This is a genomic window from Nonomuraea sp. NPDC050404 (assembly GCF_040655495.1).
Lineage (GTDB): Bacteria > Actinomycetota > Actinomycetes > Streptosporangiales > Streptosporangiaceae > Nonomuraea.
Genome location: NZ_JBFAKB010000110.1, coordinates 1 through 1,082, shown reverse-complemented (window position 1 = coordinate 1,082; position 1,082 = coordinate 1). Strand labels below are relative to the sequence as shown.

Genomic DNA, 1,082 nt, shown 5'->3' with positions numbered 1-1,082 from the left:
TGTCGACCAGGGTGAAGTCGGAGGCGTACGCGGCCAGCACCACGTGCAGGAGCGGGTCGTCCGGCAGGTCGGCGTGGTAGATTTACCTGCAAGTGTTTGGTTTGATAATTCTTTTTCGGCTTTCGCTTCCTTGTAGGTCTTGTCCTCTAGCTTATAACTGTTATCGTCTGCTCGACGTTTTTTCGTGATATGAAAGACAATAGAATCAATGCTTTTACCTTTTTTCACTTTCTCATAGGCAATATTAAATGAGGTCCGATCATTGATTTCTTCAAGGGGTTTATCTAAAACTTTCTTGCTAAAGTTAGTGAATAATTTGTATTCATTGACCGTGTCCGTCATTTCTCGTAATTCTCGCATGGAAATTGAAGGATTGCGGTAGGCTTCCACTTGTTCTTCTCGGCGCCCGCCCTTGTAACTATAATGCTCGTACTGGTTATAATTCATAGATAACCAGCGATACAAGATAATGGAATACTTGCTATTGAGTTCTGCAAGATCAGACAAAGCGTGTTGCGTGAAATTTTGTTTTAAATTGATTAAATACGGCATAATTTCAGGACTAAATCGGATCGTTACCTCATCATGATAATCCGTCCACTTAACATAGGGAATCGGCACAATATTTTCAAATTCAAATCCATGTTCTTTTTTTTCTTTAATTTTGAAAAAGGCTTGTTTCTGCATATTCTCGACTGCCTGTTTAAAACGTGTGTGTTTATTGCTGTCGTCCACTTTAAAAAAGGCAAACAGTTCTGCTTTTGACAAATAAACCGTATGATCTTTTGGTGGTTCTTCTGTATCAATGCACGATACGGCTAATTCAAACATTTTGAGTGGGGTTTTATCCATTTTGGCAATAGATGTGATTAAAGAATTATGCTCGACCACTTTACGTTTTGATAATTCGTTCAAGATTTGCACCTGCTTCTGATTTTGTTCATTTTTTGGTATACTAGTCATAGAAAACTGCTCCTTTGTGAGTGATTTTAGATAGGCATGAAGAAAATCTGACCAAAGAATTGTTCTTCATGCTTTTATTATACCACAACATAAGTACTTACCTAACAAAAAAGTACTTA

The 1,082-nt window shown here is 37.9% G+C and carries 1 protein-coding gene; it reads right to left on the bottom strand.

Annotation, left to right across the window (positions count from 1 at the left end):
- The coding region (locus AB0I81_RS64110) for a RepB family plasmid replication initiator protein (protein WP_360680748.1) at nucleotides 1–963 on the bottom strand (963 nt) is incomplete at its 3' end.
- Nucleotides 964–1,082: the final 119 nt, after the last annotated feature.